Source organism: Vibrio sp. PID17_43, assembly GCF_002608565.1.
In the GTDB taxonomy this organism is placed as follows: Bacteria; Pseudomonadota; Gammaproteobacteria; order Enterobacterales; family Vibrionaceae; genus Vibrio.
This window is the reverse complement of record NZ_LIXM01000008.1, coordinates 1-26512: the sequence shown is the minus strand read 5'-3', so window position 1 is coordinate 26512 and position 26512 is coordinate 1. Positions and strand designations below refer to the sequence as shown.

21 protein-coding genes, 1 tRNA gene, 2 pseudogenes and 1 CRISPR repeat array are annotated in these 26512 nt (G+C 44.2%); of the genes and pseudogenes, 16 read left to right on the top strand and 8 right to left on the bottom strand.

Annotated elements, in window-relative coordinates; translation table 11 throughout:
- Positions 1-572 precede the first annotated feature (572 nt).
- From urtA to urtE, 5 genes and pseudogenes are all read left to right on the top strand, one after another.
- Positions 573-1859, top strand: coding sequence for an urea ABC transporter substrate-binding protein (gene urtA, locus AK965_RS07145; RefSeq protein WP_099078979.1), 1287 nt, complete (start codon positions 573-575; stop codon positions 1857-1859).
- A 120-nt stretch (positions 1860-1979) separates the two neighbouring features.
- On the top strand, positions 1980-3599 hold the full coding sequence (gene urtB / locus AK965_RS07140) for an urea ABC transporter permease subunit UrtB (protein WP_099078978.1): 1620 nt from the start codon (positions 1980-1982) through the stop codon (positions 3597-3599).
- 10 nt (positions 3600-3609) lie between these two features.
- Positions 3610-4692: pseudogene (gene urtC / locus AK965_RS07135) on the top strand (urea ABC transporter permease subunit UrtC); the annotation flags it as partial.
- 86 nt (positions 4693-4778) lie between these two features.
- Positions 4779-5630, top strand: a complete 852-nt coding sequence (gene urtD, locus AK965_RS07130) for an urea ABC transporter ATP-binding protein UrtD (RefSeq protein WP_099078977.1) — start codon at positions 4779-4781, stop codon at positions 5628-5630.
- 1 nt (position 5631) lies between these two features.
- Positions 5632-6327 (top strand): urea ABC transporter ATP-binding subunit UrtE, encoded by a 696-nt coding sequence (gene urtE, locus AK965_RS07125; protein ID WP_099078976.1) that lies wholly within the window; start codon positions 5632-5634, stop codon positions 6325-6327.
- Between the two features lie 182 nt (positions 6328-6509).
- Here the strand turns inward: urtE and AK965_RS20900 are convergent.
- Positions 6510-6599: pseudogene (locus tag AK965_RS20900) on the bottom strand (hypothetical protein); the annotation flags it as partial.
- A gap of 28 nt (positions 6600-6627) precedes the next feature.
- On the opposite strand from AK965_RS20900, the gene AK965_RS07120 reads away from it, so the two are divergent.
- Positions 6628-6930, top strand: coding sequence for a hypothetical protein (locus AK965_RS07120; protein ID WP_099078975.1), 303 nt, complete (start codon positions 6628-6630; stop codon positions 6928-6930).
- Between the two features lie 314 nt (positions 6931-7244).
- Here the strand turns inward: AK965_RS07120 and csx2 are convergent, their stop codons facing one another.
- From csx2 to cas1, 6 genes are all read right to left on the bottom strand, one after another.
- Positions 7245-8429, bottom strand: coding sequence for a TIGR02221 family CRISPR-associated protein (csx2, locus tag AK965_RS07115; RefSeq protein ID WP_099078974.1), 1185 nt, complete (start codon positions 8427-8429; stop codon positions 7245-7247).
- An 8-nt stretch (positions 8430-8437) separates the two neighbouring features.
- Positions 8438-9652, bottom strand: a complete 1215-nt coding sequence (locus AK965_RS07110; protein WP_099078973.1) for a hypothetical protein — start codon at positions 9650-9652, stop codon at positions 8438-8440.
- A gap of 16 nt (positions 9653-9668) precedes the next feature.
- On the bottom strand, positions 9669-9956 hold the full coding sequence (gene csx16, locus AK965_RS07105; RefSeq protein ID WP_099078972.1) for a CRISPR-associated protein Csx16: 288 nt from the start codon (positions 9954-9956) through the stop codon (positions 9669-9671).
- A gap of 159 nt (positions 9957-10115) precedes the next feature.
- A CRISPR array of direct repeats spans positions 10116-11344; the repeat unit is 35 nt; unit sequence GTCTTAATCCCGTCTAAACCGGGCAGTCTTAATAG.
- A gap of 173 nt (positions 11345-11517) precedes the next feature.
- Positions 11518-11796, bottom strand: a complete 279-nt coding sequence (cas2, locus tag AK965_RS07100; protein ID WP_099078971.1) for a CRISPR-associated endonuclease Cas2 — start codon at positions 11794-11796, stop codon at positions 11518-11520.
- A gap of 8 nt (positions 11797-11804) precedes the next feature.
- Positions 11805-12092 carry a CRISPR-associated endonuclease Cas2 gene (gene cas2, locus AK965_RS07095; RefSeq protein WP_172438099.1) on the bottom strand — a complete coding sequence of 96 codons (288 nt, stop codon included), beginning with the start codon at positions 12090-12092 and terminating at the stop codon, positions 11805-11807.
- Complete coding sequence (gene cas1, locus AK965_RS07090) at positions 12092-14164, bottom strand: CRISPR-associated endonuclease Cas1 (RefSeq protein WP_099078969.1); 2073 nt, start codon at positions 14162-14164, stop codon at positions 12092-12094. The genes cas2 (AK965_RS07095) and cas1 overlap by 1 nt, the downstream gene beginning before the upstream one ends.
- A 497-nt stretch (positions 14165-14661) precedes the next feature.
- On the opposite strand from cas1, the gene AK965_RS07085 reads away from it, so the two are divergent.
- From AK965_RS07085 to AK965_RS07050, 8 genes are all read left to right on the top strand, one after another.
- Positions 14662-16611, top strand: coding sequence for a hypothetical protein (locus AK965_RS07085; protein WP_099078968.1), 1950 nt, complete (start codon positions 14662-14664; stop codon positions 16609-16611).
- Positions 16608-17213 carry an RAMP superfamily CRISPR-associated protein gene (locus AK965_RS07080; protein WP_099078967.1) on the top strand — a complete coding sequence of 202 codons (606 nt, stop codon included), beginning with the start codon at positions 16608-16610 and terminating at the stop codon, positions 17211-17213. Before AK965_RS07085 ends, AK965_RS07080 begins: the two co-directional genes overlap by 4 nt.
- Before the next feature lies 1 nt (position 17214).
- Entirely contained in the window at positions 17215-18909 is a 1695-nt protein-coding gene (locus tag AK965_RS07075) for a hypothetical protein (RefSeq protein ID WP_099078966.1), read from the top strand.
- Positions 18906-20369, top strand: coding sequence for an RAMP superfamily CRISPR-associated protein (locus AK965_RS07070; protein WP_099078965.1), 1464 nt, complete (start codon positions 18906-18908; stop codon positions 20367-20369). The genes AK965_RS07075 and AK965_RS07070 overlap by 4 nt, the downstream gene beginning before the upstream one ends.
- Entirely contained in the window at positions 20366-20890 is a 525-nt protein-coding gene (locus AK965_RS07065) for a hypothetical protein (protein WP_099078964.1), read from the top strand. Before AK965_RS07070 ends, AK965_RS07065 begins: the two co-directional genes overlap by 4 nt.
- Positions 20887-23058: a TIGR03986 family CRISPR-associated RAMP protein gene (locus AK965_RS07060; RefSeq protein ID WP_099078963.1), complete on the top strand. Its 2172-nt coding sequence runs from the start codon at positions 20887-20889 to the stop codon at positions 23056-23058. Before AK965_RS07065 ends, AK965_RS07060 begins: the two co-directional genes overlap by 4 nt.
- Entirely contained in the window at positions 23058-23945 is an 888-nt protein-coding gene (cas6, locus tag AK965_RS07055) for a CRISPR system precrRNA processing endoribonuclease RAMP protein Cas6 (RefSeq protein ID WP_099078962.1), read from the top strand. Before AK965_RS07060 ends, cas6 begins: the two co-directional genes overlap by 1 nt.
- Positions 23946-24586: 641 nt before the next feature.
- Complete coding sequence (locus tag AK965_RS07050) at positions 24587-24820, top strand: helix-turn-helix transcriptional regulator (protein ID WP_099078961.1); 234 nt, start codon at positions 24587-24589, stop codon at positions 24818-24820.
- A 206-nt stretch (positions 24821-25026) separates the two neighbouring features.
- On the opposite strand, the gene AK965_RS07045 is transcribed toward AK965_RS07050, so the two are convergent.
- A tRNA-Gly gene (locus AK965_RS07045) sits at positions 25027-25101 on the bottom strand.
- Positions 25102-25380: 279 nt separating this feature from the next.
- Between AK965_RS07045 and AK965_RS07040 the strand changes: the two genes are divergently transcribed.
- Positions 25381-25908: a DUF4136 domain-containing protein gene (locus AK965_RS07040; RefSeq protein WP_099078960.1), complete on the top strand. Its 528-nt coding sequence runs from the start codon at positions 25381-25383 to the stop codon at positions 25906-25908.
- A gap of 164 nt (positions 25909-26072) precedes the next feature.
- Positions 26073-26435, top strand: coding sequence for a hypothetical protein (locus AK965_RS07035; protein ID WP_099078959.1), 363 nt, complete (start codon positions 26073-26075; stop codon positions 26433-26435).
- Positions 26436-26512 lie beyond the last annotated feature (77 nt).

Below are 26512 nucleotides of genomic sequence, written 5' to 3'. Positions count from 1 at the left end.
AGTTATCTCCGCTGCAATATTTTTGCTATCGTCATCGCCGCTGCATCCGATTTAAAATATCGTCGACATTAATCCGATTGAATGTGCAGTCATTTTCTCTTTCATCCTTGTAGTAATGGTCTCTCCATTGAATTCACTGGTATGTTTTTGAAAATTCAATTTGGCTCCGTAGCCATCAAGAAGACTACACAAGGTGTCTACCACTATTGATAAAGTAGAAAGAAAACATGAATCCACTTGCAATTTTATGCAAGGGCAGTGTCTAACGTTAGTAAAGGCGATTTATCGCTATCGATTGAGGGACGGCAGTTAGGTGAAATTCATAGAAGCGTCGACTTTAACCTTCTAAGTGACTAACTACTTGGCGATGAGTATCCTCATTTTGGTTCAAGTGCTCTGGAATTGCACCATCATGATTCATTGTACGGCGTTGCTTCTGCACCTAGTTTGGTGTTTTGTTTTAATCTACTGAAAATTAGAGAATAAATGATTAGTGCCACTTTGGTGTTAATCTGGCACTCTTCTTGTAACCCATCTAATTGAATAATAATTCACAAGATGGAGTTTCCACTATGAACAAGACGTTCAAATTAACGCTTGCTGCACTATCGACCTCTCTAACACTTTCTATTGGTGCAGCGGCCGCTGAAGAAGACACGATTAAGGTCGGTGTTTTGCACTCACTTTCAGGCACAATGGCGATCAGTGAGACCACGCTAAAAGATACTGTGCTGATGCTGGTGGATGAGCAGAACAAAAAAGGCGGCTTATTAGGGAAAAAACTTGAGGCAGTTGTTGTCGATCCTGCGTCGAATTGGCCTTTATTTGCAGAGAAGGCGCGTGAACTGATCGAAAAGGAAAAGGTTGATGTTGTCTTTGGTGGTTGGACGTCGGTATCGCGTAAATCAATGCTACCTGTGTTTGAAGAGCTCAATAGTATTCTATTCTACCCAGTGCAATATGAAGGTGAAGAGTCATCGAAAAACGTTTTTTACACGGGCGCTGCCCCTAATCAGCAGGCAATCCCAGCAGTCGATTACTTGATGAATGATCTAGAAGTCGAACGTTGGGTGCTTGCCGGCACCGATTATGTTTACCCACGAACAACGAATAAAATCCTAAAATCATACCTTAAATCAAAAGGTGTTGACGACGCTGACATCATGATCAGCTACACGCCGTTTGGTCACTCTGATTGGCAATCCATTGTTTCCGATATCGAGAAGTTCGGTTCTGAAGGTAAACAGACCGCAGTGGTGTCCACGATCAATGGTGATGCAAATGTTCCCTTCTACAAAGAACTTGGTGCGCAAGGTATCTCATCAGAGGACATCCCTGTTATCGCTTTCTCAGTGGGTGAAGAAGAACTGTCAGGCATGGACACTGAGCCGTTGGTGGGTCACTTAGCGGCATGGAACTATTTTATGAGTGTCGACACCGAAGCGAATGGAGAGTTTGTTGAGGCTTGGCACAAGTTTATCAAGAGTGAAGGACGCGTAACAAATGATCCGATGGAAGCGCACTACATTGGTTTCAATATGTGGGCGCAAGCGGTTACCGTTGCGGGTACAACAGATGCGGAAGCCGTACAAGATGCTCTGATCGGTGTTTCGGTCCCCAACTTGTCTGGCGGCTACTCAACCATGATGCCAAATCACCACATCACTAAACCGGTGTTGATTGGTGAGATCCAAGGCGATGGTCAGTTCGAGATCGTATGGGAAACCACAGGCTTAGTTGCTGGTGATGCGTGGTCGAAATACTTACCTGAATCCGCAAAGCTTTTCTCAAGCTGGTCTAAACCATTCTCCTGTGGTGCATTCAACATTGAGACCAAGAAATGCGCAGGCAGTAACTAATTTGCTTATGTGGTGCTCCACTGTGGAGCACCGTTTCTCGGGGTTCCCGAGCAAAAACAACATATTAGGCAAAGTGCTCTGGCAGCAAACAATAAGCTCGGTTGATGAAGGACGAAAGTCATGAAAAATGTGTTTAAAGCAGTGCTATTGATGCTGCTTTTAGTAAACGTTAGTTGGGCGGCCGTGACCGGAAAAGAGAGTTTTAGTGATGCTCTTATCGGAAAGAGTACCAGTCAAAAATTACAAGCTATTGAGTGGTTAGTAGAAGCGCAAAACGCGGAAATCGCAAAGCGAGTCCTTAACGCTTGGCTCGATGGCAATCTTTACTACTTCAGTGACAAGTTCGCCGAAAATCACCAAGCGCTGTATGTTGTCGACAACCTGAAGTCTGCAAAACAGGCAACGTCCGCTTGGGGAAATGAATCTCTGACGATTGAAAATAATCGTCAGTTCAAGAAAGTCAGAGTAAATAACCGATTACGCAAAGAGATCCGCACTGAGCTCGCCTCGCTGGGGATCAACAGCGCTGAAGCGAGCGTTCGCTATGAGGCGGTGATGACTTTGCTAGGTACCAATGATGATGAACTACTGAATGCATTATACTCCCGTTTGCCGGTCGAAAGAGACAGCAAAGTCGCCGAAATTATTGAGCTTGCACTGGCTATCGATGTTGCTCAAGATGCGAGCCGCAGCGAGTTAGAGCGTGTGGTTGCGATTGAAACCTTGGGTGACTACAAGTTTCCTATTGTGGCTCAAACGATAAATCGTATTTTAGCCAGTGAGCCACCAGTTGAGATTGAGAGTTCCGCCAATCTGGCGCTGACACGTTATCAGCAATCCCAATCGTTTTATGCAGGGGCAGAAACCATCTTCTTTGGTCTCAGTCTTGGTTCCGTACTCGTACTCGCGGGGATTGGCTTGGCTATTACGTTTGGTGTGATGGGCGTGATTAATATGGCGCATGGGGAGTTAATTATGATTGGCGCTTACACCACTTACGTGATGCAGCAGTTAATGCCCAACCACATCGGCTATGCGCTGCTGCTCTCTATTCCGATGGCGTTCATTGTTTCAGGCTTTGTCGGTATCGCGATTGAACGTAGCGTGATTCGCCACTTATACGGACGCCCGTTAGAAACCCTTTTAGCTACTTTTGGTATCAGCTTGATCTTGCAGCAAGCGGTGCGCTCTATCTTCTCTCCTTTAAACCGCTCGGTTAGCACTCCGGATTGGATGTCGGGTGCGTTAGAAATCAACCCGATGCTGTCACTGACTTATAACCGCTTATACATCATATTGTTCTGTGCCTTAGTGTTCTGGGGATTGTTGATGGTGCTCAAAAAAACGTCGCTTGGATTGCAGGTTCGTGCTGTGTCTCAAAATCGAGGTATGGCCCGTGCGATGGGGATCCGCTCTGAACGGGTCGATGCCATGACCTTTGGTTTGGGCTCAGGGGTTGCCGGTGTCGCAGGTGTGGCCCTCTCTCAATTAACCAACGTGGGGCCAAATATGGGACAGGCTTACATCATTGATTCGTTCATGGTGGTGGTGTTTGGCGGTGTGGGCAATTTATGGGGAACCTTAGTCGCTGGATTGAGCCTAGGCTTGTTCAATAAAGTACTTGAGCCATGGGCAGGGGCTGTACTGGCGAAGATTTTAGTGTTGATTTTCATCATTCTATTTATTCAAAAACGCCCACGAGGACTTTTCCCTGAACGTGGTCGTACGGCTGAAAGTTAAGGAAAACAATATGCAGTCGAAATCTTTTGTTCTTTCAGCAATGCGAGGCGACCGAGGTGGGCAAGTGACCCTATTGGCAATCCTAGCTGCTGTTATCTTTGTTCCGCTTGCTAACACCCTACTACCTAGTGGACATCCATTACACGTCGAGACGTTTACAGTCTCGTTGATGGGGAAGTACCTTAGCTATGCCATGCTGGCGCTGGCACTTGATTTAGTCTGGGGCTATCTCGGTATATTAAGTTTGGGCCATGGCGCTTTCTTTGCCATTGGTGGTTATGCTATGGGCATGTATTTAATGCGTCAAATCGGTGATCGTGGCGTTTATGGTGACCCGATTTTGCCGGATTTCATGGTGTTTCTAAACTGGCAAGAGTTACCGTGGTTTTGGCAAGGCTTCGACCAGTTCTGGTTTGCCTGTGCCATGGTGGCGTTAGTTCCCGGTGCACTAGCGTACTTTTTTGGCTATCTAGCTTTCCGCTCACGTGTTTCAGGGGTTTACCTTTCTATCATGACTCAGGCACTGACTTACGCCTTAATGTTGGCATTTTTCCGCAATGAGATGGGCTTTGGTGGGAATAACGGTCTTACAGACTTTAAAGACATCCTTGGGTTTAGCTTGCAAAGTGACAGCACTAAACTGGCTCTGTTTGTGATCACTGGTGTGGTCTTGATACTCAGTTACATCGTGTGCCGAATGGTTGTGACGAGCCGCCTAGGTCGAGTGGCTTTAGCGATCCGAGATTCCGAATCACGGACGCGTTTTATGGGGTACGACGTTGATGGCATCAAACTTTGGGTATTTGTGCTTTCTGCTGTGATTGCCGGACTTGCAGGGGCGCTTTATGTTCCTCAAGTGGGCATTATTAACCCGGGAGAGTTTGCCCCACTCAACTCGATAGAAGTGGTGGTATGGGTTGCTCTCGGGGGGCGTGCAACTTTGTTTGGAGCCATTGTTGGGGCGCTGATCATCAACTACACCAAAAGTTGGTTCACGGTGGAATTCCCGGAAGTATGGTTGTTTGCACTTGGCGGTATTTTTGTTCTTTCTACGATGTATTTCCCGAAAGGTGTGATTGGTTTCGTTAGCGACCTTACAGCGGCGATTCGTATGCGATTTCACCCTAAACCCAAAGCTCACCAAGAGGCAAAAAAGGGTGAAGTTAAGGAGGTGACAGCATGAGCGCCCTGCAATCTATTCAGCATTTCAAAGTCGGCTATCAGACCTTCACGCGTCGCGATGAAGTGTTTTCTTTTCTAAAGCCTGATGTTCATCCTGCAATTGATACGCGGCATAACGTTCTGCTCTATGTGGAAGGGGTAAACAAGAGTTTTGATGGTTTTAAAGCGCTCAATGACCTTAACCTCTATATACGAGAAGGGGAGTTACGCTGTGTCATCGGGCCGAATGGCGCGGGCAAAACCACCATGATGGATATCATCACTGGCAAAACAAAGCCTGACAACGGTAAGGTTTGGCTAGGATCAAATATTAACCTCCTAAAAATGAGTGAAGCGGAAATCGCCAATGCGGGTATCGGGCGTAAGTTCCAGAAACCAACAGTGATTGAGTGCTTGAGTGTGTGGCAAAACTTAGAGCTTTCCATGTCGGGCGTTCGCTCGGTTTGGGGGACGTTCACTGCCCGCATGAGCGGTGAGCAGAGAGTCAAGTTGGAATCAGTGTTGGAGCTGATTCACCTTAAAGATGAAGCGACCAACAGTGCCGGAAACCTCTCTCATGGTCAAAAGCAGTGGCTAGAGATCGGTATGCTTTTGATGCAAAACCCCAAGCTCTTACTCGTGGATGAACCGGTTGCAGGCATGACACATCAAGAGATGGATCGTACCTCTGAACTGCTTAATTCACTAGCAGGAAAGTATTCTGTGGTAGTGGTGGAGCACGATATGGACTTTGTCCGTTCGATTGCCAGTCACGTGACGGTCTTGCATCAAGGGCATGTACTGGCAGAAGGTAGCATGGAACAAGTGCAGTCTCATCCAGAAGTTAAACAAGTTTATCTCGGAGAATAGGATGTTAGAGATCAAATCACTAAACCAATTTTATGGCGAGAGCCACACCTTGTGGGACTTGGATATGACCATTCCAGAAGGCAAGTGTACCGTGCTAATGGGGCGCAATGGTGTAGGTAAAACGACTTTGTTGCAGTGCATTATGGGCTTGGTTAAGGTGAAAAGTGGCGATATTAAGATGGGAGAACAATCACTGCTTAAGTTGAATGTGGAGGAGCGTCCACGACAAGGGATTGGATATGTACCGCAAGGACGTCAAATCTTCCCTATGCTCACCGTGAAAGAGAACTTAGAAGTTGGATTGCCAATTCGAGCAAAAGGGGATCGTAAAATCCCAGCGTTTATTTTTGACTTGTTCCCCGTGTTAAAAGAGATGCTTCATCGTCGAGGTGGTGACTTGTCGGGCGGTCAACAGCAGCAACTCGCGATCGGTCGTGCCTTAGTTGTGAACCCTAAATTGCTGATCCTTGATGAGCCGACAGAAGGGATTCAACCGAATATCGTGCAAGAGATTGGTGACATTATTCGCATGCTCAATGAGAAGATGGGACTGACAGTATTATTGGTAGAGCAGAAACTGCCATTTGCGCGCAAAGTGGGCGATCGTTTCTGTATTCTTGACCGTGGTCGTCAGGTTGCAGAGGGAGATATTAAACAATTGAACGATCAGTTGATAAAGGAGTATCTCACGGTATGAGTTCTCTTTTAACGGCACAAAGTATGAGCCTATGATGTTCATCCTCATTCCATTGGGGAAGGCATTTATCAGGAGGTTCGTGACGGTTAGAAAGCAAAGCTGGGGTTGACGTTCACTCAGCGCGGGGACAAAACCGTTCTTAAGCACCGTGACTTGTCCTGATATGGGGAAGCACATTTTAGTTAAAATGCTCGATGTACTTCATCGGGCGTTTTGTATTTTAAGGCTGTATGTGGCCTATACCGATTATAGATTTGTATTGATTCGGCTAATTCGGTCGAGTTGCCTCAAGAAGGTAATTTGGATGCCAATAAATTTGCATTTCACATAGATATACTTGTTTTCGATGCTGAAGGTAATGTTAAAGGTGATCATATCAGTGATACAGGTGAAATGGGGGATGGCGCTTGGACAACTAAAGTTGGACTAAATGAAGATGGGTTGCTCATCGAAGTGGATGAAATAGCGGCAGTTGACGAGTTTGATTACTGCGCGATTAACCTCAGCCATGATTTGTTCGTATGTGCATATAATAATATGCAAGATGGTGTGGAAGTAGGGCAGGGTTTCGCTATTGGTGTAAAAGAGTTAACCGCTGAATAGAGTTGTCGCTGAAAGTACTTGTGGCGCAACATATTGCGATGCACGGAGGATATTGCGCTTCAAGAAATAGAATAACCCCGACCAATTGCGTTGGGGTTATCACTAATTTTAGTTTTCTAAAAGACGCTCACACTTAATGATCGACAAGAATGCAATAAGTCTAAAGTCGTCGATTAAAAATGAGAATGCTTGTTTATTCGGTTTCTTGCCGAAACAACCCCTGAAATGTAAGACTAGAATGCAAAAAAAAAGCAAGGACCCACTATTTAGAGAGTGGCAGCAATAAACAATGTGATTAACTCATTACCTTTTCACTACCCAATGTCTAATGACTTAAATAGAGACGCAATCAACGCTGGTAACATCTCGCTGTCAGTGAGCGCTTTGTTTACTTGTTCATGAATTTCACGGTTTTGCTTGCCCATCGTATTGGTTGGCTTGGTTCGCACGCCATGAACAAGATTGTTACGCAGTGCACGTAATACTTTATACTCGTTACCATAGAGCCCAGTTAAACTATTTTTACTCCATTCTCTGTCTGCATAATCATTGCTAGTGGCGTGGCGACTGACAAGTCCTTCGAAGCCATAAATAACCGCACGTAAATAATCGTGACGTTTTAGGTACTGAATGGCCAACAGACATTCACGAGAAGAACGGTCATCTTTGCGCACCCATTCAATTCTAGTTGCGAATTCAGATGACATAAGCTGACCAATGGTGGTTTTCCATGGTTCGTTTAAAACATCACTCAACGCAGCTTTAGCGATGCTGGAATTTGTCGTGCGTTCAAAAAATGCGCCTTTTTTAAGTTGATTTATCTTACTTTTCGGCCAGTCTTGAGCTTGTAACAATTCTGTAAATACGCCTAAGTCGCCACTGTGATCGTATTGACTGAGTGCATTCACCCATCTATCCAATTCAATACTTTGCTGTAGTGAAAAGATCAATGAGATATCTTGGTTTGGGGTATACATCGCGTAGAGTAAATTTTGGACTTTTACCTGTTTTACAAATTGCAAAAATTGTAAGGATGAAAATGCCAAAATAGGCATAAAGCGAAAACCATGTGTCACATCCAGAACGATAGACTCATTGGGATGCACGGCCGTAGTAAATGTGGCAAAAAATTCAGCTTGTTCATGTTCTGTCGCACCATCTGGCACCAATATAAGCGAGTAAGGAATCGAGCTTTGTTGATTTATTTTAGACTCTAACTTATGCAGTAATTTGCTATCGACACAATGTTGTTGGCAATGTTCAAGCAGCTCAATATGAAAATCATCCCCGATTTCGTTAAAGCAGATCTCATCCCACATGCTGCCAGGTGTGCCAATAATGACTACTCTCTCAGGCTTAAGTTTGTCAATAAGAACTCTACCTACGTAAGAGACAGGCTCAGAAAGACTACCATCAGGAAATTGGTAAGACGTTTTCCTATACCCAGAGCCATCACTGTTGTGAAAGCTTCGTCCAATAAAAGTGACGAGTGTCGTCATGATTATCCTTATTTATAACGAGCTGGTGACGCAGCTAGTTGCAAATCTTGCTGATAGATTTCGTTCTCACCAATGGTGCTAATATATTGAAACTTCGTATCGCGATGTATGGTTGCGAGCGCCGCTGCTGCACTCATTGCGGACGTGCCACCTGTGATGTCAAGGCATATATCTTTCTCTGAGAGGCCTTGATTAGTGACTAAATCGTCAAGTATCTCAGAAAGTCGATAATAAGTTTCTCCAACATCATTAGGATCTAAGTACGTGTGGCAAGCGCTAATCTGGCAATGTTCTGGATTGATGTAGAGATTCAAGAATTCGGTGATTGAATCGAGCTTATGCCGAGTTCCTCGAGTATCATCAGAGGTTCCGACATCTTCAGTCGATAACAGAATGATTTTCTTAACCTTGGGAAGATGTTTGCTCAACCCTCTCAGTAGTTGGGTACCATTCCAACGCTGGCCGTCAAGAAGCGTGATATCTTGCTCAATGGAGCCGGTGAGTTCAATAGTCGTGTTTTGACGATTTTGATAGATTGCCACTCCGTGCGCAATTGAAAGCCCCTCGATTTTTGAAACCGTCAGCAGCAAGATTTTCTTAGGCTTAGGATTGTTGGTGACATTGACTCTACGGAGTGATGGTAAAAATGCGCGTCCAAGCTTTATTAAAGAATACGAACAAAAGACATATACAGCGAATAGGATAAACGTTGGCGCTATTGCAATGGTTTCTGTTTGGCTTGGCTTTAGGTTTTCGGGTAACCAGGGAAATAAAGATTCCCCAGCTAAGAGATCCCCTAACCACGCAAAAGAGGCCAAGGATAAAGTGGTTAAAAGCCAGATCAACCAAGCAGAGGTTTTCCATTTTTGCCAGTTTTGCCGGATCACTTTTTTCATTACTTTATACCTATTGAACATATTGATTCTTAAAGGGATACCGTGATCCTGAAATTGATGCTCACTGATATCAATATTGATACCATCGAGGTACTTCATTGTGACTTCATCAGGGGACAGATTGCTAGGTATAGAGGCTGTAATATGGAGGTAAGGGATACGTTTTTCCGACAAAACTCTACTGTCTTCAACTCTCAACTGACCGTAAATAACATCCGACCTAGTGTAAGACTCGGGTGAAAAACGATGGTGTACATGGTCAATAATGATCCCTTGTTTTTCTAGCTTATCTTTTAAAGCGGGGTAAGGTGATATAAGAATATTCAAAGCTCGAGACCTATCTTTAAAGTGGTTGAATATTGAACTCCTGCATTCTCACATGCGCTTTTTCCAACTGTTTTGCATCTAATTCTTGGCCTCGTAAGTGTTCTGGCATGTCTAGAATAAGATGAAAGTAGCGAGCGTCACGCTTGCAGACCTCTGCCGCAAGATGGACGGGCAAAGTGCCATACACAATATCTCCGGCATTGATGTCTTCAATATCAAGATGATCAACAAAGCGATCAATATAGGTATTGGTCGATTTAATCCAATTGATAGCCCCCACATGGCGAGAAACAAACCAACGCATTGCTACCTTCCCCCTAAATTGTACTGCACTAACCTTTGTTGTTGCTCGTCCCTTAGACGCCGACTCTAGGAGGCCAGTTTAACGTGCTTTCTTATGAAATAAGTTTAGTAAATTTAGCCTAGAAATTGAAAAATGCAAACAAGGTTTGATGAGCTAGTACACCTCCTCCCGTCTAAACCGGGCAGTCTTAATAGAACAGCGCGTTCATACTCAGAACTTGAAAAACGTATGTCTTAATCCCGTCTAAACCGGGCAGTCTTAATAGATGTTGTGAAAAGGGTTTGTGAGCAGATTGCTAACAGTCTTAATCCCGTCTAAACCGGGCAGTCTTAATAGAATCATGAAAACGATAATTAACCTGCCAGAGGCAGTAAGTCTTAATCCCGTCTAAACCGGGCAGTCTTAATAGAGAGGTATCACAAAATTTGAGGAAGCTTATAGTAAGTCTTAATCCCGTCTAAACCGGGCAGTCTTAATAGATGCCAGAATCTGTCTTGTACTACATCAAAAGATCTGTCTTAATCCCGTCTAAACCGGGCAGTCTTAATAGCTCCATAGCTGAGGAGATCCAACATGCTTATGATAGTCTTAATCCCGTCTAAACCGGGCAGTCTTAATAGATGGCAGCACTTGAACAATGTACAATTGCCCATGTGTCTTAATCCCGTCTAAACCGGGCAGTCTTAATAGTCTCTATGGATACGGCCATTAAAAACGGCACGTTCGTCTTAATCCCGTCTAAACCGGGCAGTCTTAATAGCGTATCCTTAACGCAACTATCAACGGCAAATCTGTCTTAATCCCGTCTAAACCGGGCAGTCTTAATAGGCGTCATTGACTACCGTAACCGTGATTTTATGAGTCTTAATCCCGTCTAAACCGGGCAGTCTTAATAGGCCTGATTGCTCAATTAGAGTCGGTACTTTCACAATAGTCTTAATCCCGTCTAAACCGGGCAGTCTTAATAGTGAAGTTGAGTTTGAATTTAGTCCGATGGCAATAGGTCTTAATCCCGTCTAAACCGGGCAGTCTTAATAGCCGCTACCTGAGCACTACTCTGAATTGATTTTTGAGTGTCTTAATCCCGTCTAAACCGGGCAGTCTTAATAGAGGTTTGGCTTGATCCAGCCTACCCAATTGAAGTGGTCTTAATCCCGTCTAAACCGGGCAGTCTTAATAGGTTGCAAACTCCATGGTGCTACACGCGGACTCAAGGTCTTAATCCCGTCTAAACCGGGCAGTCTTAATAGAAAAAACAACTGTCAAAACAGGTTGCGAGCGTAAGTCTTAATCCCGTCTAAACCGGGCAGTCTTAATAGCTGATCTTTACGGTTTTCGTTCTAGGAGGAACTGGTCTTAATCCCGTCTAAACCGGGCAGTCTTAATAGTCTAGTCGCTACAGCCCTTATGTTGCAAGCTCTCTGAGGGGGCTGTGCTGCAAAAATGTCAATGTCTGACTAATTATGTTGCATTGTAGCATATTAAATCATGTGGGTGGATTTTAGATTAGTGCAAAATGAACTAATGTATTGTTTTTCATGGTGTGCTTCAAAATAGCGTATTATTCATCAATGATGTGTAATGCATCTGGCCAGTGCACTTCACCCTGCCCATCAGCATAACGCGTTAATACATCCTTTCCGCACAGCGGGTAGTACAGCACTCGATCTGTTGGTTCGATGATGTGCTTCAATTGGCGCTGTAAACGACGCAGTTCTTTCCGTCTTAACAAGCATTCAAATACGCTGTATTGTACTCGGTTACCATAGCCAAGTATCGTTTTAACCGCTCGCCTGCGGCGTTTATTATCACTGATGTCGAAACTGACTAGCCAGATCATTATGCGCCTTACCCATCAATATATTCATAAGGGGTACTTTGCCAAGCAATCATAGAGCCTTGGGTTAGGCGTCTTCGCTGGCAGTGGGAGCAAAGACGGTAGTAATTGATTTTGTCGCTATCAGCAATGTAGCTCACTAAGGTCGCTCGAAGCCTCAAAAATTCGGCTTGGCTTAATCGACACTCAAACACGCTATACTGAACGCGCTCACCGTAGCCAAGCAGCTCTTTTTCTACATGATAACGAGCTCGTCTGTCACTGATGTCATAGCAAATTACAAAATGCTCACCGCTCATTAACGAATCCTCTGTTGAGTTAAGCTCCATTGGCCTGTGAGTAATTGGTGCCGAAACTCAAGAATTTGAATGTCCATCAATCGCCTTACGTCAGCCTTAATTTTCAATGTGGGATGCTGATGTTCTGAAAGCATCTTTTGTTCAAATGATTGAATCAATACTCGGCGCCCATCACGGTTAAGCCAACAGCCAGACGAATTGTAGGCGAATTGTTCTGGTGTAATAAGTTTTTTGCTTGCAAGTTGTAATATGAGTTCATCGACTAACCAAGGACGATAGCCTTCCATTAAATCGAGAACCAGAGAGGGTTGGTTGGGTTGATCCCCATGTAAATAACCAATATGTGGCAAAAGACCTCGCGCCTCTAGCAACGCTCTCAAGTTATGAAACAGTAGGGTATAGCCATAGGAGAGCATCGCGTTGATCGGATCTTTAGGTGGTTGGCGATTGCGTGTTGTAAAGTTCCATTCGGCATCAAACTGCTGCTTATACCAGCTAAAGTATGCTCGGGCAGCCGCGCCTTCAGTGCCTCTAATGCTAGGCAGCGTGCCTTTCTTGTCGAGGCTGTCTCTTATGGCTACGATTTGCTTTTCACTACTTTTGTCTCTTTGTTGTTTTCTTCCAAAGCGACGCATGACCCCTAGGCTATTATTGATTTTGCTCCGTACGAAAAACTTACTGAGTTGAATTCTAACTTCGCTATTGGCTTGGCTGTATATTTGTGCTTGAGTTAACTTGGGATCGCCTTGGTATGGGGCAGCCAAGCAACCTAAGTATTGCCCTGATTGCGTTAGCCAGATAACCGTGATTTCATTTGTTAAGCAGAACCGTTGCACAGCGTGGGTAAGATGAATACTACCAAAGCAGAGGATCATATCTATCGTATTGGCGGGAATGGAAGAAAGCGGCTTGCCATTGAAAAAGATATTGAGCCGATTGCCACTTTTGTGTACGGCGGCTCCTTGTTTATGTAAGTAGACCAGTTTTAGCCGAGCAATGTGGTTTACAGCGAGTCGCTTCATCCGTTCGATATCCGGTTCTGTGGCAACAAAACTATCGTCATCGTAAATCGCTGCCTGTAAGCTTCGTAGCGCGGGTGGCAGGCTTGCATGCCAAAGTGTGGCATTCAAACTCTGATCTTCATCACTGCGGATCAGTTCTGCTTCATCTTCAGATAGTTCAAACTCATATTTGCCAAGGCTAACCAGCGATTTTTCGGTATGCGCTTTGAGTGGTAGTACCATATTGTCTAGAAACGTGACTCCAAGAAAGGTAAATCCTTGCTCAAAAGAGACAACTCTCGTTTTTTCAGCGTTCAAATTTAACTTTAATTTGGCTAAGTATTGGGTCACAAAATTGAGGCAACGTTGTGCTTTTTGCTCGTCTGCCACCAAGACGACAAAATCATCGGCGTAGCGAATAATTTGTTCACCTCGGTCGATCAATGCTTCATCAAAGCCATCAAGATATAAGTTCGCAAGCAGAGGCGATATAGGAGAGCCCTGTGGAATGCCAATACCGTTTTCTCTACCGAAGGCGAGTTGTGATTGCTCTTCTTGCTGAGTCAGGAGTAAGTTCAACAGAGAATCCGTCCAAGTATTCGAAAGGTATTTATTGAGGATCAGTTTGAGGATGTCATGGCAGATGTTATCGAAGTAGCCTTCAATATCGGCATCTAACACGAAGTAATAACCTTGGTTTCTTAACTGCTCTATATGTCGGATAGCATGGGTATAGGATCGATTGGGGCGATAGCCATAACTGATGGACTCGAACTCGGGTTCAAAATACTGCACCAGTTGCGTCGCGATAGCGGTGTGAAGGATGCGATCCCTAACTGTTGGTATCGCGAGCTTACGTGTGCGATTGTCAGATTTAGGAATGGTAACGACTTTGTAAGGGTGAGGGACAAAGTCACCTGAATTCCACTGGGTAAGCAAGCGCTTCAAGCGAGAGTCAACCCCCTGTTGGTAAGTCTGGACGCTGACACCATCTACACCCGGAGCCCCTTTATTAGCCGCGACCTTTTTCCAGCCGGCTTGCAAATCATCAAGCGTTAACGGAATCGTCATAATGGCTCCTGTGTATTATTTGGCGATGTCTTCTTGTTTTGTTGAAAAGCAATTGGGCTTAAATCTGACAGAGTGCACAGTGTTTTTTACGTCGCGAGCCACCTACCGAACATTTTGGATGCTGGTTCAGTAATTCGCTGAAATAGAGTAAAGAACGCTCGGTTCTTATTCGTTTTATACGGGACTGAAAATGTTACATTGAATTAAAAACACAGATGGACATGTGTGCTGTGTGTGTTTACGAATGTAGCGTTCAGTTATTGGATATATGTTAGGTAAAAATAGCCCATGAGTTGGAAAGTGCAAATAGCGAAAAATGGCATTAAAAAATTGAGTTTGTTTTGTTTATTTTCAGCACTTATTTAAATTAGCATTGGAGACAATAAAGTGTTTTTATCCGATTGTGGCAAATAGATTTATGAATTGGTTTCGCAGATCTTTGAAATTAAGTCTACGCTTATTTAATTCTTTTTATTTCAATGTCAGAAGGAGTTGGCATGTACTATTGTTATCTATTCGAAGCCAAGTCGATACAGGCTTACTTATTTAAAACGAATAAACTGCGTGATGTTATAGCTGCCAGTGAGCGTTTAGATAGATTGGTTGATTCGAATCACAATAGTGTGCTTGGGCAAGTACTGCAAAGTGCGGGCTTATCCTCTGATATTGATGATGAGCAAGAGAACGAAGCAGAATTAAGTTCAGCGTTGGATGTGCATTTTATCCGTTGTAAAGGTGGTGCGTTTTACGCTTATGCGAAATCAAAGCAACCACTGCTAATGCTCCGTTCTGCTTGGTCACTGACATTGAGCCAGCTATTTCCTTCTCTTGAGTATACTGATGCTTTTAGTGAAGGTGATGATCTGCAAGCAACCATTAGCGAAGCAATGGGGAAGCTACAAGCAGACCGCAATTTACCTAAATTGACGTTGCCATTGTCTACCACAATAATGGCAAGAAGTGAGCGTACGGGCCAAGCACAGATATTGGCAAGCCAATTTGCTAAAGAGGGCAGCGGACCGGAACGGAATAACTTGGTTGTGGATGTTGATACAGAAAGGCATCGCCAAGCTTACCATTTATTCGGGTTAAACCAGACCCATTCGGCGGATGTTATTAGCGAAGGGGAATCCACGGTTAATGACGCGGATATATCACCCCTTTTAAAGCGTTTCACGCCTGATCATTTGCTGCATTTGGTTCGGTACCCGCTCAATTTCGACACTCAATTTCCTTACCATGGTGACAAATCGAGACTCACCCGCTTTGAAGGCGAAGCCGTGAAGAATATGGCGATGATCCATATTGACGGGAATGGCTTGGGCATTTTGCTTCGTCAGCTAAAAGTGGTGATGGCTCAATTTAATAACAACGATGACACAGATGAAGCAATCTTCCGTACTACGTTTCGTCGTTTTTCCGATACCTTAGCTAAAGCGACGGAGGCCGCTGCGAAAATAGCGACCTTAAAAGTGTACAACCAAGTCGCGGCGGCAGAGCAACGTGAAGAAGTGGTCATGCCGATGCGTCCTATTGTGCTAGGTGGGGACGATTTAACGCTGTTCTGCCGAGCAGACATTGCGTTGGAATTTGCTGAAACCTTTTGCGAACAGTTTAAAGTGGAGTCCGAACATGCCCTTAAATCACTGTTTGATGAAAACCATAAGCTAGTCGAAGAAAGAAATTGTGGCCATGGTGACCAATCAGGGAAAACGTTAGTGAGTTTACGTGGCTCAGGCATCAAAGAATTTTTGACCGCCAGCGGAGGGATTTTGTATCACAAAGGGGGTCACCCCTTTGCGCAATCACATCATTTAGTTGAACAGCTCTGTGATCATGCTAAAGCGTTAACTAAAACCGTCTATGGCACTCAAAGTAAAAAGGTTGGACCTGCCGCATTAGCTTTTTACCGTGTCAGTAATGCTAGCCAAAGCGAGTTAACGACTTTGCTAGAACAAGCGCAGTCCTATCCTATCTCAGATGGTCGGATTGCAGAGCTAATGATGTCGAGTTACTTCGTCAATATGGATGAACACACGCGTCTAGCGTTGGAAAAAGAAACCGGAAATATTATTGAGCATCCTCGCTCAACCAATCAACTAAAAAACTTAGCGGCACTTTGCAAAGATGACGGTGTGATGCCAATGGCGAAGTGGCGTCAAATGGCAACGTTGATCTCGCAACGTGATTTTGCCGAAGCGGAGCATGTATATCAGCGTGCGCTGTCTCTTTGCGCAGACAAGAAGAAAATCCAGAATTTTTCACAGTGTATCAAAGCACTGTTCCCTACTCAGTGTGACATGATGTATGACTGGTATTGGCAACATGGTAATACGCTCAGCAGCTTTGTCAGTGATTTGTTGGTTTACGATCACTTCCGTGCGGTGGTTACGGGTAACGAGTTAGCCCCTAAACAATCGCAGTCAACACCGGAGGTGAGTGCATGAGCCGTTATGAAATGACGCTAGATATAAAAAGAGATTGGCACATCGGTTCGGGTGAAGAAGGTGGCGCGTACGCAGATGCCCTAATTTTGCGTGATGCGAAGCAACTTCCTTATGTGCCGGGAAAGTCGATAAAAGGACTATATCGGGAAGCGTTCAATCAAGCGCAAGAAAACGGTTGGTTTGAGCAAAAACTGACGCCTATGCTAATCAATTACTTGTTTGGACAATCAGGGCAGGGATTCGATACTCAAGGGATATTACACTTTGCTAACGCGGTGTTGCCTGTATCAGAGCAGGCATATTTTATTCAACACGCAGAGCAGACTCGCTACCTAACACGAGTCCTTGCTTTTACTGCAATTGATAGCCAAACGGGTGTGGCAAAAAACGCAAGCTTGCGCCAAATAGAAGTGGCGATACCCATGGTGTTATATGGGCAAATTAGCGTGATCAACCTAGATGATTCATACGTTCAGGCTAATGAACTCGAAGCGTGGCTTAAAGCCTGCGCAAATCTAATATTGTCTTTGGGGGCGAAGCGGCATCGTGGGTTAGGTGAAGTGCTGGTGACAGTGAATGAAATGCCATCGGGAGGAAACTAATATGAGGCTGTATTATTCGTTAACCACACTAGACCCGATCATTCTCAGTCAAACTACGGCCACGACCAACAATCACCAAGGACTGGATTGCATCCCAGGCAGTGCGATATTGGGAATGGTAGCGGCGCAGTGTTATAGCGAACTGACTCCGGATCAAAGCTGGAAGATGTTTCATTCTAGTGCAGTTAAGTATGGCCCGGCGTATGTTGCCCATGACGAGCAAATGACGCTACCAATCCCAGCCAGTTGGCATTTTCCAAAAGGCGAAGCGGTCTTTACAAAACAAGGCGGAGCACAAAACCTAACGCATGTTTTGCAAGCATGCGTTGAAAATCACGCTGTTTTAGGTGAGCGCAATGAGACGGTTCAGTATAAGCAATGCCGAACCGGATACATCACCGCAAACGGCAAACAAGGTGAAGTAAAGCAGGGGCGGATAACCAAAACGGCACTCAATCGCGACACGGGTGCGGTTGCAGATAGTCAACTTTTCTCGTACACCTATATCGAAAAGGATCAGACCTTTATTGGTTGGGTAACCTGTGAGACACCAGAACTTTATGATCTTTTAATCAATGCGCTACAAGGTGTGCATCGTATAGGTCGCTCGCGTGGAAGTGAATTTGGTCGAGTTGAAATCACGTTATTGTCAGGGCAGTCTGCATCAGCGCCCCGTGCCTCTAACCAGCTTACACTATGGTGTTTAAGCGATAGCCAATGTTTCGATGAGTTCGGTTTACCGACTTTAACGCCAACGTTAGCGAACGTACTTGCTGATTGTGGTTGTGAATACCATGGTTCTGCAATGCTTAATGCCCAGTTAAGCTTTATTCGTTCGCACACAACGACATTGTTCAATCAAAAGCGAGGTGGGCTAGATTCTGAACAATGGTTGATTAGCAAAGGCTCAGTATTGGTGTATGACGATGCTACATTGACGCAAACTCAGTTAGAGGCGTTGTCCAGTAAGGGGATTGGGATTAACCAACAACAAGGCTTAGGATGGGTCGCAGTGAACCCAACATGGGCACAGCAGCGTAAGTTAAATGTGAGTACTCTATTTGATGCCCATCAGTTTGATTTGCCGCAACGCGAGCAAGCGATAATCAAGCCCGCAACACCAGAAACAAGCCGTTTGATTGCGTGGGTAAGTGAGCAAGCTAAAGAGCAACGCGGTGCTCAGAAAATTGAAGATGGTGTAAAACGCGATCTCAACACTCTGTTTGTCGCCTACAAATCGGCGCGTCAATACAACCGCATTTTAAACGCTCATCAGGCTGGACCGTCGAGCAATCAATGGCGCCGGGTTGCTGAGTTGTTTCGCTACGACGAGCAAGATTGGATGAAAGCCCTATTCAAGGGGAAAAGCGCCATTTGTAAGGAGGAAAATGATCCTTTGGGCTGGGGGTTAGCTTGGGATAATGGGCAAGAATTTGTCACCTTTGCTGAACAGTTAAACGGGCTGATTAGTCATGCGTTAATTGAAAGTCGTAATGATGTTGCTACCGAACAAAAGGTAAGTGTTGATGTGACTCAATCGCGTCCTGATCTTAACGCAAAAGTGATGCAGCTTACTAAAGCTCGAATGAGTTTGATGATAGAGCGCTTATGCCGCTATGACGTGTCGGTATTCCAGGATTTAAACCGTTTTGCCAAACACAATCGCTTTCTAGCAGTCGAGGAGAGAACGTTATGAGCGTGATTCATGTAGTGAAATTGGTGGTGGAAACGGTAAGCCCTATGGCGATCAGTTCCGGACAAAGGGAAACTAACTTTGATACCGCGTTAGCGCGTGATGCCAATGGCCTGCCCACTATTCCGGCAACGGCAATTGCAGGGGTATGGAGCCATTTAACGGAACAATTTTACGGTAAAGCATGTCAACGTTTTTGGTTTGGCGAAGCGGCCAACAACAAAGAGCAAACGCAAGATAAAGATGGAACCGTCCTTCGCGTAAGCTCTCGTTTTTCTATCTCTAATGGTGTATTGCACGATCAAGACAACCGTCCTGCTATTGGTTTTATCGACCCAAAAACGTTTGAGCAAGACGAAGTGCTTAAACGCAGTATTTTGGCACGACCCCACCATCGTGAGCGAGTGTCGATTAACGACCGAGGAGTCGCTATTGATCAACATAAGTTTGATCAAATTGTGCTACCAACGGGGGCACGCTTTTCCATCACTATTCGTTGGGAGGCGGCAGATGCGAGGAACCCTCATGAGGTGCTATTGTTATGGAATCTGCGTCAGATGGCATTTGGTTCTTCGACACGTAACGGGCTAGGACAGATTAATCTAGTCGCATCCCAAGAGCGGGTGTTCGATCTCGCGTTAGGTGAAAAGAGTGGAGAGGCACTTAGCCAGTACATTAACGCACAGCATGTGCCAGAGCAAAACGAGTTGCGTCACCAAGTAGATATTCCAAATGCGTTGCTCGCAGAGTTGCCGCTCCAAGCATTAGATAATTGGCGCTGCGGAACCGGCACAGATTTACTCACAAAGAATTACAGTAGCGAGCAAAAGGTCGCTATTTTGACCTACTCAGAGCCGCGTTGGCAGTGGAGTGATAATCGCGCAAGTTGGCAAAAATCGGTGCCCGTTTTATGTGGTAGTAGCGTGAAAGGTATGTTAGCACACCGTGTTGCATTCCATTACCGTAAACGAAACAAACAATGGGCAGAGGATATGGCACAAGCGAGTCACGAAGAATGGCAAACGAGACCGGAAGGGATTGAAGTGCTGTTTGGTCGTGCCGATGAAGCGAATCACCTTAATAGCTTTGCTGGCATGTTGATAGTGGACGACTGCGAATTGTCGTTTGATCCTGAGCACTTGGTGATTAGGCACCATAATGCGATTGACCGTTTCACCGGTGGCGTACGTAAAGGTGCCCTTTATAGTGAGGAATTACTTTATCAACCAAAATTTACCTTGCGAATTTGGTTGAATCCTCTAGCTCAGCAGCAAAAAGCATTGCAAAGCGATCCGAATGTTTTTCTTGCGCTTAAAGATACCATTAAAGACATAGAAATGGGGCTTTTACCTATGGGGGCGGGCAGCGGTCGTGGGAACAGCTTAGTGATCCGGGATAACGAAAAACAGTGGCAGGTTAACTTATCGAGTTGGTGTGCAGAGAATAAGGAGGTCGGTGCATGAGTTTAGAGCATTATAATGCGTTGCGTATAAAGAACGATGATCAGATCAGCGATCGCGCTATGACTTTAGGTATGGCGTTACCAACCATGCAAAAAGGAACCTTAAAGGTATGCTCGAAAAGGGTAACAAGCAAAGCGTTAATCGACTCTCTCACTAGTCACACGATAGCTTCGGGGTGGGCATGTTATCGCGATGGTGTTGAGCTAATCACATCAACACTCGGCCGAATCGATCTCATTGAGGCCGAGCTTGTTTGCTCAGATGGCTCTATAGTCGTGCGCTACCTTGGTGATGATACGTATCAGCTAACCCGGTTGATTACCCAATCAGACAGTGATGGTGGTGACTGTTATCGTGATGAAGTCATTTGGTTGCGTAACGATCTTAAAGTACAAGCACAAGGCGCACTGTACCGTTTTTGGTATCAATACCAAGAGGAGGGAGATCTACAAGGCCGTTGGTTGGCGCATGCACAGCAATTACTAGGGTTTACCAATGGCAAAGGAGAGCGCGTATTATGAATGCCAAAGTTCATACCCCTTACCATTTTGTTCCGCTTTCTAAATGGGTGTACATGCCAGATTGGGCGCATTTGGTTAGCCACGATGTCCCCTTTAAAGATGGCCTATCTGGCGTGTTGGAATACACTTTGACTAACCATACGCCGCTGTGTGTGGGGGCGGAGCAGGATAGGAAAAAAGGCGCTTCAACATTGGTGGAAATGGCGCGTGACCCTCTGCATTATCCAATTATTCCTGGATCGACCATGAAAGGGGCGATAAGAAGTGTGGTTGAAATCAGTTCATTTGGTAAGTTCAGCAATGTTGATGATCAGATATTCTCATTTCGTGACTTTAAAAATGAAAAATACAAGTCTATCGCGACGCGTAAGCTTAGTAATAATTGGTACGAAAGTTTAGCCAAGTCAGCTTGGTTAAAATTTAATCCAGAGAAATCCCAATGGGAGCTAAAAGTATGCAAGCATACGATTATATTCAACAAAGACCTAAATAACGCGTTTCCTAACAATATTGAGATAATTAATCAACCTACGGATAAAGATAAGGGGATGGAAGGGCAAACCGCCACTCATAAGTACAAAGCGTATCCACTTAATCAGCCAAGATCTCAATTATCTTTTGACGAGTACTGTATAGAAATTGAAGGGACTAAAGGAAAACCGGTGACCGTTGAGTGCGCTCACCGAATCGGTAGTGGCCAAGAAACGGGTAACTTAGTATTCACAGATTATCGATTTGGTAGCAAAACATATCGCGATACACGCCTCAATTTTAGTTATTTGTTTTTTGCTCCGGGGACTAAAACAGATGTGGTGAATCAAAATCTCGTGGATAGCTTGTTTGCAAACCACAACGAAGACCTAGTATTAACGTTACGTAAAAAACCTCATCCAGAATATGGTATTCCAGTCTTTGTTTTGTTTGACAGGGGGCAAGTACATTCTCTTGGCTTTGCCAAAATGCCTCGTATGACATATAAAAACTCAATACACGACATCATTTACAACACCAGTAATGCGCATTTTGAGAATGCCTATTTCGATATGGCTGAGTTGATGTTTGGTACGCTAAGAGATGGAGGGATTGGCCTTAAAAGTCGGGTGTCATTTTCTGATGCAACAATCGACAAGGATGCATTTGATGAAAACACATCGGTACAGCGCTTAAAACCGACAGTTTTAAATTCACCTAAGGCAACTTTTCTTGGTGCCTATCTTGAGCAACCTTTGCCTAGGAAATATTCAACATATGATAACGATCAAGCTCAGTTAAAAGGATGGAAGCGCTATCCAGTAAAAAGTCAATATCAGCATCATGAGCCAGAGAGCAAAAACCTAGATGTCTGTTCTTCATTAGAAACGCTTCGCCCGGGTCATTCTTTTTCAGGTAAAGTAGTATTTCATAACCTTCACCCTATAGAATTGGGCGCACTGTTGTGGGGTATTTCGTTAGGTGATTATAAAAATGCACGACACACTATCGGTCATGGTAAACCGTTAGGCGCAGGTGCGGTTTCTATCGAGATAGATGAAAGTCGCTCACTGGTTTTTACTCATCAAGATCGAACGAGTAAAGTCGATCTTCAGCGCTTAAAAACGCAATTTGTTGAGCATATGAACAGTCATTTCAAATCTCCTAAAGGCTGGCAAGAATCGCCTCAAATTCGATATTTAGTCGCGTTGACTGATAAGAATGTGGATCGTGGTAACACATTTAATTACATGAAATTGAGTGAGTTTTCTGATGTTAAAGAGAAAAAGCAATCAATACCTGATATTTCTTTTGATGGCGTATTATTGCCACGAAAGGAGGAAGAGACTCCAATTCGTAGCAGTCTAGCATTCAATAGCGGGCGGCTTAAAGTACTGTTTGATAATGAAAATAAGTACCATTGCCTCCAAGAAGAGTTGAAGCAAGCTTTACTAAACAGGGACTTGCCTTATGTTGAGCGTACAACTCAAATTCTTAAAGCTAAACTGGTGAATCAACATCAACTCACTAACTCGGCGAAAGATAAACTAAAAAGGGATATTTTGGCAGTAGTTAAGGAGTTAAAACAGCAGGAGATAACGCTAGGACAAGTTCAAGAGCTCATAGTAATTTTTAAACGATTTGAAGTTGCGAAAGAGGCATGTAAAAAAGCCATCAAGTATCTGGAAAAACTTTAATGAAAGCTCTTAAATTACTGACAGATCACTTCCCAGTTCTTAAGCTACATATCACGGTAAGGCTTAACCGGTCGGCACGCTTTCCGGCTTTTAAAGGCTCTATGCTGCATGGTTGGTTTGGACAAGTAGTCAAAAACTACGATGGCCGTCTTTACCATATTTTGTTTGGTGTACATGATAATCGTCAGCCTAAACCCTATGTGATTTGCCCAAGTGGGGATCACAAGCAGGAGTGGCAGCAAGGTGAGTTATTCAGCTTTGAACTTTCCTTGTTTGGTGAAGCGGTGCAATGTGGGGAGTCGGTCGTTGATGCAATAACTACGGCAGCCACGCACAAACACCTAGGCCTAGGGAAGCACAATGTCCCTTTTGAGTTGCTCTCCGTTGCGAGCGTTACACCTTATGGTTTGCGGCCGAACATTATTGTTAGCCAGCTTGGAGAATGGTTAACAACACTTCCACAAGCGAGCATCATAGAGCAAGAATTTTCGCTACTTTTTGAAACTCCAGTGCGAGTGAAATATCAAGGAAAGGTCTGCCATCATGCGGTACCGCATCTCGACTTTTGGTGTACACAGATAATGCGCCGTTTAACTGGGTTAAGCCGATTTTGGGTAGTAGAAGACGATGCCTTGTTTGATGCGATGTATATTGAAGCGCATAAAGCGCTAACAGGAACGCAGCAAGTGGCAGAACATTGCTATTGGGAGGATTGGCAGCGTTTTTCGTTTAAACATCAATCGCATTTGCCATTTGGCGGTATTAAAGGTCAACTAAGCTTTTATGGCGAGGTTTATGGTATTGTGCCACTGCTTAAGGTGGGGGAGTTGCTTCATATCGGGGGAAAAACCACCTTTGGATTAGGTAAGTATCAGCTTATTGTATAGTTCAATTCCCTAATTGCGAATGTTGCCAGTGCCTGTAAGTCTCGTATCGTCTTATGTTTCTGTGAGGCAACACGTGCTGAGCCATGTGAACCATGCTTAAAGGGACAGCTAACCCCTTAAGCATGGTTGTATATGATAGTGCCGTCAGTGTAAGAAAGTATTTGGAGAGATGTAGTCAGCATGGAACTAGCTAATATTTATACTGGTAATCGCTATCTAGCTCCAAACATCGCACTATTCATGCGTTTGTGATGAATATGCTCAAGAAACACTGAAGTGGAGTTTTCAGACCAATTGTGGTTTTATGTTTTCCCCACCAGTTTGGGAACAACAAGTCGTTTAACGCTAGGCGTAAAATTCCTTTGAGAGCATTGATAACAGATAGGGAATGGAGATTATGTCAGAAGTATTTTGCTTGGGCGCACATCAAATAGTTGTACGAAAATGGCGTGTGCTCCCTCCGGTATATTAATGACCTTCTATAGGTACAATATAGGTATCACAAGAATCCCTTGTAAGTTCAATTTGTACCTATAGAGGTTCATTTTGGTAAGGTTTTGGCTAGAAAGTTAGCGTAAGGGATTGGAACTAAAGGAACAACATCAGCAATAATTGAGGAAAATAATTATCAGAGTTGAAAAATGATCAAGTGCCATCTATCTACCTTAATGGGAGCGAGGCGTTTAAAAATCTCAGATGTTGTACGGGTATCCGGAATTAACAGAAATACGATTACTCGCTTGTATCATGAAACAAATAACCGAATTGACTTTGATACGCTAGAAAGGCTGTGTCGCTATTTGGGCTGTGAAATTTCAGATCTGTTAGAGATTGTTGATGATGCAGATGAGAGCAAGGAAAGCGATGCTAGTTGATTCGCTTTAGTTATGTTGAGCTAGTGATTTTGAATACTTAGTAGCGGCGAGTAAAATTTTTGAGTGATGACTCGTGGTCTCTATTTGGTCCCCAAATGAGCCATGAAGCCAAAAAGATACAAGAAATTGATGTTAAAAAATTAAAATGAGATTCGCTAACAATTTGAAAATTAGAGATTGTTTAAGAAAAAAATAGCGAGAAGATTTGGAGCGTACTGCGGGAATCGAACCCGCATCATCAGCTTGGAAGGCTGAGGTAATAGCCATTATACGAAGTACGCTTTATCGTGAAGGCACAGCTAATATGCCACATAAATTGAAAAAGAAAAGTCTTTTTTGATCAAGTGGTTGTTTAGTGTACGTTTATGGCATTTTGATTGAAATAGATTGTCCTCGATCACGTTTTTCTACCTTATATCGTTCAATTTGTAACTTCGAAATACCAAGTTTGAACACTGAGCGTTCATAGTCGAAACTCAATATTGAAATGATTTAATACTTTCTCACTAACGTATTAATACACGATGGTGGCATCAAACGGTGAAACAGGAGAACGGTGTATGTGGAGAGGCTTACTGGCAGCATTACTTGTAATGGTAACCACGGCTTGCACAACGATAACAACTGATGTTGATAGCCAAGCTGATTTTTCATCCTTTAAGACCTTTGATTTTGGGAAGCAATCCGATCTTCCAACCAGTTTAGATGCAAGACGAATCGAGCAGGCGATTGCTGCTCAGTTAGAGTCAAATGGACTATCGAGGGTGAGCAGTGGTGGGGATTTGTATGTTCACTATGACATCATTAAAGAGTCTGAGTTGGTTTCTACTGGTTCCTCTTTTAGCGTCGGTTATGGCCGCAATAGCTTTGGTGTGCTGACCACAAGCCCTGAACGTTACAAAGAAAGAAAATATGGCAAGTTGGTGGTTGAACTCGTTGATACTAAAGCTAACCAAGTCGTATGGAAGGGAGTATCAAATCGTAAGCTTACGGAGTCGATGAGCACCAAGAAACGTGAAGCGCTGATATTCGAAGAGATCGCAAAGATGTTTGAAAATTATCCTTACGGGGAAAAAGTAGCCTTTTAGATACAATCTAGCCAATGCCAGATATCCCCCTAACTCACGAGAACATTGAGAAAATGTGGGGATAGGCTCTCAATCATTTCTTTTTTATTCTCGATTGAGAATTTGAATTGCAAATTTATACGCATGGGGTTAAAGAGCATTTCGTTGTAGTTTAGGTGATTGTCGTGCGTTCTTGCCTCGTTAGTGTACTAGGGCTTTTTGTTGCACTGATGGCTTTTGGGTTGAGTCAGGCACAGGCGTCACTAAACCATCTTCACGTTACCCGCCTCACTCCTGATATTGTTGACGCTCCGCTTCTTGAAGAAGCCCCGTCTTTACCTAGACGTAAGATGGCAGCGAGTCTGTTGGGGCGTAATACGTTACGGGTGCATTATTCTAGCTACGCGACAGATGCCGATGAGCCAGATACACTAATGATGCGGAGGTTCGCTGTTATGAGTTTTGTGATGATGAAAGATCGTAAGGCGTGGAATAAATCAAACACGACACCACAGATTGTCAGCGCCGATGTAAAAATGACCCACTAACACCGATTTAAAATTGACCCACCTGAGGCAAACTATCCGTTCGTAAATGGACAAAGCGGCGGATTATGATCAATCAG